This window comes from Arthrobacter sp. Y3223164 (genome assembly GCF_059091005.1).
On sequence record NZ_JBNHGF010000812.1, the window covers coordinates 1 to 529 of the forward strand.

The following is a 529-nucleotide window of genomic DNA, read 5'->3' on the forward strand; positions in this document are numbered from 1 at the left end:
CCACCGGGCCGCCGCCGACCACGGCGACATCGAGCAGGCGGCCGCCGGGCGATTCAACAGGCCGGCCCCGGGGGAGCGCCGCCTCAGGCATCGGGCTCATGGATCACCAGTTGGCGGAAACGCGAATCGGGCAGCACCCGCCACTCCGGCGGGAGGGCGGCGCGCAATTCCTCCGGGGTGTAGCTGCGGCGGATGGAGGTCAGCCCGTCCCGGCGGATGAAGGAGCGGTGGAAAAACGGCAGCGTCCCGGCGGCGAACAGCACATACGCCGTGCGGCTGCGGATGATGTCGCTGTGGACTGCGAGGGCGCGCGACAACCGCTGCGAGTCCGCCAGCAGGCCTGCCAGGTCGGGGGCGGTCAGGTGGTGCAGCAAGTGGTTGGACACGACGGCGTCGAAGCTGCGTCCTTCGGCCACCAGCTCGGAACTGAAGGCCTGCCGGAACTCGAGGCCGGGCGACCGCGGCCGGGACACGGCGAAGGCATGGGCGCGCGGATCGGGATCGATCGCCGTGATCCGCAGGTCCAGGC

Annotated in this window: 1 protein-coding gene; it reads right to left on the reverse strand. The window is 71.8% G+C overall.

Going from position 1 to position 529, the window contains the following annotated elements; all coding sequences use genetic code 11:
* Positions 1 to 83: 83 nt before the first annotated feature.
* Positions 84 to 529, reverse strand: a 446-nt coding sequence (locus AC5RUJ_RS18155; RefSeq protein WP_494156507.1) for a methyltransferase domain-containing protein, incomplete at its 5' end; no start/stop codon positions are given.